Annotated in this window: 6 protein-coding genes and 1 other RNA gene; all 7 read right to left on the reverse strand. The window is 61.5% G+C overall.

What is annotated here, in order from left to right:
* Positions 1–14: 14 nt before the first annotated feature.
* A complete protein-coding gene (locus DBR22_RS21755; RefSeq protein WP_108600693.1) occupies positions 15–992 on the reverse strand; it encodes a hypothetical protein in 978 nt (325 codons plus the stop codon).
* Positions 993–1104: 112 nt separating this feature from the next.
* Positions 1105–1473: a transfer-messenger RNA gene (gene ssrA / locus DBR22_RS21760) on the reverse strand.
* Positions 1474–1583: 110 nt separating this feature from the next.
* Positions 1584–2054 carry an SsrA-binding protein SmpB gene (gene smpB, locus DBR22_RS21765; protein ID WP_108600694.1) on the reverse strand — a complete coding sequence of 157 codons (471 nt, stop codon included), beginning with the start codon at positions 2052–2054 and terminating at the stop codon, positions 1584–1586.
* Between the two features lie 87 nt (positions 2055–2141).
* Positions 2142–3569, reverse strand: coding sequence for a M23 family metallopeptidase (locus tag DBR22_RS21770; protein WP_108600695.1), 1428 nt, complete (start codon positions 3567–3569; stop codon positions 2142–2144).
* Between the two features lie 27 nt (positions 3570–3596).
* Entirely contained in the window at positions 3597–4511 is a 915-nt protein-coding gene (gene ftsX, locus DBR22_RS21775; RefSeq protein WP_108600696.1) for a permease-like cell division protein FtsX, read from the reverse strand.
* Complete coding sequence (gene ftsE / locus DBR22_RS21780; RefSeq protein ID WP_108600697.1) at positions 4508–5296, reverse strand: cell division ATP-binding protein FtsE; 789 nt, start codon at positions 5294–5296, stop codon at positions 4508–4510. Before ftsE ends, ftsX begins: the two co-directional genes overlap by 4 nt.
* 176 nt (positions 5297–5472) lie before the next feature.
* Positions 5473–6544: peptide chain release factor 2 (gene prfB, locus DBR22_RS21785; protein WP_108600698.1), on the reverse strand; the 1072-nt coding region annotated here is incomplete at its 5' end.

A 6544-nucleotide genomic window follows, 5' to 3' on the forward strand; every position in this document is an offset into this window, starting at 1 on the left:
GCGCTCATAGCGGCCTAAGACCCCGAGTCAACAAAAGCCGGGGCAGTCCCAAAGATAAGGAGCCGCCCCTCCTTGCGAAGGTTGCGGAGAGATGTCTGGTGGCGCCGGACGAAGGCGGTCCGCTCGGTCTGCCGGTAAAGGTCGATTGCCCGGGCGACCTCGGCGGTTATATAGATGGAGCGGGTGACACCCATCTTGCCAGTCCGTTCAAAGACGTGCACGCCGTCTGATGGCATTCCTGACACCGACGGGATCTCATTATCGAGAATGAACGCCCCTTCCTCTCGGCGGAGACCAGTAGCCGCCAGCAGCAGCCCGTACACGTAGTCCCGTTCCGGGGCGGCAGGACGAGACTTCGCATCGGATCCGTCACCCCGCAACCCAGCGGCTAGAAAGTGCGCGGTCTGGGCAGAAGTAAGAAAGCGAGCCTGACGGACCTTCCGCTTCCTGGACATGAGCGTATTCCGGTTCCCCCATTGGGGAAAAGGATTAACCCGGACCCACCCCATGGCGGCTGCGTAGCGAAAGGAGGAGGACAGGCAACCTAGCTCTGTGTCGAGGGTAGTAAACTCGACGGCTCCCTGGCGGCTATCGCGGTAGCCCACAAGATCCGAACGCGCAGCGTGGATCAAGTCGACTTTAGGCTCCCCATGGTTCTTGAGCCAGTCCTCTACTGGTAGTCCTGCCCTTTCTGCGAGTTCCTCCGCTCGCCGACGACGTATGTAGCGAAGCAATCGCGAGAGGTGGTACACGTGAAAGCGCTTCATGTTACCTAAGTCGAAGGCGTTCTGTTCCTGGGCATCCAGAAGGTACTGATTCAGGTAGCGGCAACCGCTAACGCCGCCGTCGTCATCGACTACGAAGGGAAAGCTGTCCGGCAATCTTCGTTCGTCGAAAACCTCGTGAGCCTTGGATACGTCGAAGGCCTGCCCCTCGAGAAGGGGCAGGCCTTCGACACCCAGCAGATGCCGGTCAATGAAAACGGTCCGCAATGCTGCTCCCCACCCGACGGCACCGGTGATTAGCCGGCGCCTCCTCTCGTGTGGAAGACAGTAGCAGACAGCTTGCGAGTTAGGGAGTAAGAAGACTCTCCCTAAATCTGTCTGGTGGAGATGGGGGGAATTGAACCCCCGTCCGATGTCGTGTTAGCAGGGCTTCTCCGGGCGCAGTTTGCGTTGGAGTTTCTCGGCCCCAGCCCTCCTGCAAACAGGTGGCTGATCCGGGCCCAGTCATCTAAGAGTCCCGTCTACCCCGATGACGGAGGTAAACAGCAGTGGCTATCTAAATGACGCCAGGATCCGGGGCAATAGCAACCTCGGGCTGACGGACTGTCTTACTGCTTAGGCAGCAAGAGCGAAGTCAGTGCGCTTTGAATTGGCACTTATTGGTTTGCAGACAGCGTTTACGAGATAATTCTGCATCCTCGGCCCGCTTCACCTGCCGCGACTAACATCGTCGAAACCGATCATCCCCGTATTTTGTTATCAAACCCGGCGGAGCCTCTGATTGCTCGGAAAACCCTGCCGGACTATTCATCATAACGCATCCGATCCCGGGATCATTCCCAAGGGGCGGTTCGTGGATCAGCGGCGGTTGCGTTCCCGCAACTCACGCAGCGACTCGCGTTTGTCCTGTTGTTCACGCAGCGTCTGGCGCTTGTCGTAGTCCTTCTTACCGCGGGCAATCGCGATTTCCACCTTGGCGCGGCCGTCCAGGAAATACAGCTGGAGCGGAACCACTGTGAACCCGGACTCGCGGATCTTCACAGAGATTTTGTTGAGCTCTTCACGGTGCAGCAAAAGCTTCCGGCGCCGGCGGGCGGAGTGGTTGGTCCAGCTGCCCTGGTTGTACTCGGGGATGTGGATGCCCTCCATCCACAGTTCGTCGTTGTAGAAGGTGCAGAAACCGTCAACCATGGAAGCGTGGCCTTCGCGCAGGGACTTGACTTCAGTCCCCATCAGGGCGATGCCGGCCTCATAGGTGTCGAGCACGTGGTAGTCATGCCGGGCCTTGCGGTTGGTGGCCACCACTTTACGGCCACTTTCTTTGGGCACGGTGAAACTCCTCAGTTCTTGGATCCTGGTTGTATCCGGCCGTTCGGGCGCGGAGTCATACCAGTGTACGGCAGGCGCGGACCGCCGTTACAGCAGCCGCATGGGGTCAACAGCAGTGCCGTTGAGCCAGGTTTCGAAGTGTGAGTGGCAGCCGGTCGAGTTTCCGGTGCTGCCCGAGTAGGCAATGAGCTGCCCCTGGGATACCTGCTGGCCGTTGGAGACCACCACGCTGGCGTTGTGGTAGTAGATGGTGGTCAGTGAGTTGCCCTGCACCACGCCGTGCGACAGCTTCACCCGGAACCCTCCGCCGTCGGAAGAATTCCATCCGGAGGAGAAAACCTCGCCGGCGGCTGCCGCATAAACGGGGGTGCCGCAAGCGGCACCGAAGTCGATGCCGGTGTGCATGTAGCCGCCCGAACCGTAGAAGTCAATGGTTCCGGGCGGGGTGGCCCGCCAGCCGAAGCCGGAGGTGATGGGTACGTCGCCGGAGAACGGGTGCCGCAATCCAAAGGCCGACGGCGAGCCGGTCACCGGAACGTATTCCACCTGCGGCGGCGCCGGCTGGTTCCGGGCGGCGGCGGCAGCCGCCGCTGCGGCTGCGGCTGCCGCGGCGAGGCGGCGCTGTTCGGCTTCCCAGGCTTCCCGGAGCCGGCGGTCGCGTTCGGCGATTTCGTTGGCCACGGCGTTCTGGCTGGCCTCGACCGCGGCCATCTGGCTCTGAATACCTGGCTTGGCCGCCTGGAGTTCCGCATCAAGACGCGTGGTGTCGGCAATCAGCTGATCAACCTGGGCCTTTTTGGCCGCTGCCTCATCGCGGGCCGCTTTCTCCCGTTCCAGGGCAGCGTCAGCTTTTGCCTTCAGATCCCTGATTTCGGCTTCAACGGCTTCCAGCCGGGCCTGCGAGTTCACGTTGGTGGCGCTCTGCTGGGACAGTTTGTCCATGGCCGCATTCTGGCTCCGCATGGCCTGGTCTGCGAGGTCCATCGTCTCGGTCAGGCTGCCGCCGTTGTTTGCCCCGAAGAAGAGCGTCAGGTTGGACGGGACGCCACCCGATTTGTAGGCCTGGGTGGCGATCTGGCCAATCAGCTTCTTGGTGTCGGCGATCTTTTGTTTGTCCGACTCCAGCTGCTGGGTGATTTTCGCCTTGTTCTGCTGCGCAAGGTCAACACGCGCCGTCAGAGCTTCAACTTCCTTGACCGCACTGGCTACCCGGCCCTGTGCTTCCAGAAGTGCCTGCTGGGCACCGGGCAACTGGCCCTGATAGATCACCAGGTCGCCGGCTGCCTTGGCAATCCGGGAATCCACGAACTCAAGGGACTGCTGCACCCGTGCGGCCTCCGCCTCGAGGGCGGCCCGCTTGTCATCGAGTTCGTCGGCCTGCGCCACAGGAGCTGAGGCGCCAAGGCTGGCAGCAAGCACCAGCACCAGGACGCTACTGATCATGCCGCTCAGACGGCACGCAGGACGCCGGCGTTCCGCCCGGTGCCGGGGCGCAGTTCGATGCAATACGTTCATGAGGATTCCTTGGTCGGTTTGCACAGCCTAGACCTTCAGATATCTGCGTAAGGTCAAGAGAGACGAAATTCCAGCCAAAGATCCGCCAAGGATCAGCAAAGCCGGTGCAAGGATGAGAGTCTGCCCGGGCGAGATAAATGCCGTGTCCGGATACTGCTTGGACAGGTACTCGCCCAGGAAGAAGTGCGCCACTGCCCACAGCGTCCCTGACGCCAACGCGGCTCCGACCACGGCCGCAATGACGCCTTCGAGGATGAACGGCAGCTGGATGACCATCTTGGAGGCACCCACCAGGCGCATGATCCCTGTCTCCCGGCGGCGGCTGAAGGCTGAGAGCCGGATAGTCGTCGCGATCAGGAGGATGGCACAGATAATCATCACGCCGGCAATACTGACAGCCACCAGGGATGCGGCATTCATGGCTGAGAACAGACGCTCCAACAGTTGGCGCTGGTCAATGACCGTTTCAACGCCGGGCTGGGAAGAGAATGTCTCGCTGATGATCTGGTACTTTTCCGGATCCTTCATGTTGATCCGGAAGGAGGACGGCAGCTGGTCCGGCGTCACCGAATCAACGATGGGCGAGTTCGAGAACTGGTCCTTGAAGTGCTTGTAGGCCTCTTCCTTGGACTCGAACTGAAAGTCGTTAACGTACTGGGCCACCGCGGGTGAGTCCAGGAGGGTCTTGAGGTTCTCCTGCTGTTCCGGGGTAACCGGCCCCGTGGCGCAACCCGCCGCCGTCGAACCGTCACTGCAGAGGAAGATGGCTACCTGGACTTTGTCGTACCAGTACCCCTTCATCTGGTTGATCTGGAGCTGCAACATGCCGGCAGCGCCGACGAACGTCAGGGAGACGAACGTGACCAGGATGACGGAAACAACCATGGAGACGTTGCGGCGAAGTCCGCTTCCGATCTCACCGAGAATGAAAGCGAGCCTCATCGCTGCTCCTCCCCTGCGTCCTCATGGCTGCCCGGCCGGGGCGGCGTCTCATCCCTGCCGCTGGCATCCTTGAGCCGGCGGGATTGACCCACCACCGGAATCATGGACGTGTACAGCGCCCTGGCCTCGTCGCGGATGACCACGCCGTGCTTCAGTTCCACCACGCGTTTGCGCATCTCATTGACGATGTCGTCGTCGTGCGTGGCCATGACCACGGTGGTGCCGTTCTGGTTAATTTTGTCCAGCACGCCCATAATGCCCATGGAGGTGGTGGGGTCCAGGTTGCCGGTGGGTTCGTCGGCCAGCAGGATGCCGGGCCGGTTCACCACGGCACGTGCTATGGCAACCCGCTGCTGCTCACCACCGGAAAGCTCGTGGGGCATGCGGCGCTCTTTGCCCTCCAGGCCCACGGTCTTGAGGACTTCAGGGACGGTGTCCCGGATGACGCTCCGGCTCTTGCCGATGACCTGCATGGCGAAGGCAACGTTGGCGAACACGTTCTTTTGCGGAAGGAGCCGGAAGTCCTGGAACACCACACCGATGCCGCGGCGGAGCCTCGGTACCCGCCAGCTGGAGATTTTGGCAACGTTCTGGCCGGCCACATAGACGGCCCCTGAAGAGGCCCGGTCTTCCTTGAGCACAAGCCGCAGAAAGGTGGACTTGCCGGATCCGGAAGCGCCCACGAGGAACGCGAACTCACCACGGTCAATTTCAAGGCTGACATCGTCCAGCGCAGGACGGGCTGTCTGGTCGTAGACCTTGGTGACATTTTCGAATCGGATCATGGCCCTAAATACCCTGCAGGGCACGGCTTATGCAGCCCAGATCTGCAGCCGGTGCGCGGGCTTTCGTTTGGGGGAAGTAGAGCTCCGGCTCCTCGACTATACGCAGTCCCTTTGCCGGTATCAGGGGGATTCGGGGGTGTGTCGCCCGAATCAGGCCCCGCGGGCCTGCAGGTCAGCTACGACTTGTCGGCGTTGCGGTTGTCGGTCCGCCAGCGGATCCCGGCGTCGATGAAGTCGTCAATTTCGCCGTCAAATACGGCAGAGGTGTTGCCCACTTCATGTTCGGTGCGGAGGTCCTTGACCATCTGGTACGGGTTCAGGACGTACGAGCGCATCTGGTCGCCCCAGGAAGCCTTGACGTCACCGGCGAAGGCTTTCTTTTCAGCGTCCTCCTGCTCCTTTTTAAGGAGCAGCAGACGGGACTGCAGGACGCGCAGGGCTGCGGCCCGGTTCTGGAGCTGTGACTTTTCGTTCTGCATGGACACCACGGTGCCGGTGGGGATGTGCGTGAGGCGCACCGCGGAGTCCGTGGTGTTGACCGACTGGCCACCCGGGCCGGAGGACCTGAAGACGTCAACGCGGATCTCGTTATCCGGGATGTCGATGGAGTCGGTGGACTCGATGAGCGGAATCACTTCGACGGCGGCGAAGGACGTCTGGCGACGGCCTTGGTTATCGAAGGGGCTGATACGCACCAGGCGGTGGGTTCCGGCTTCCACGCTCAATGTGCCGAAGGCGTAGGGTGCCTTCACTTCGAAAGTGGCGGACTTGAGCCCTGCCTCTTCAGCGTAGGACGTGTCCATGATCGTGGTGGGGTAGCCATGGCGTTCGGCCCAGCGAAGGTACATGCGCATCAGCATTTCAGCGAAATCCGCAGCGTCAACGCCGCCCGCACCGGCGCGGATGGATACCACTGCTTCCCGTTCGTCGAACTCGCCCGAAAGGAGCGTCACCACTTCGAGTTCCTTCAGGGCCTTTCGGATGGACTCAAGTTCAGCAGCGGCTTCGCCCATGGAGTCGGCATCGTCCTCATCCTGGCCAAGCTCAACCAGCACCTCAAGGTCATCAATCCGCGAGGCCAGCTTGTTCAGCCGTTCAAGCTCCGACTGGCGGTGCGAAAGGCGGGAGGTGATCTTCTGGGCTGCGGCGGGATCGTCCCAGAGGTCCGGCTCGCCGGCGCGCTCGCTCAGCTCAGCGATGTCTTCCTTCAAGGCCTCGACATCGCTGACTCGCTCGATGGAGGTGTAG

Source organism: Arthrobacter sp. HMWF013, from assembly GCF_003061105.1.
In the GTDB taxonomy this organism is placed as follows: Bacteria; Actinomycetota; Actinomycetes; order Actinomycetales; family Micrococcaceae; genus Arthrobacter.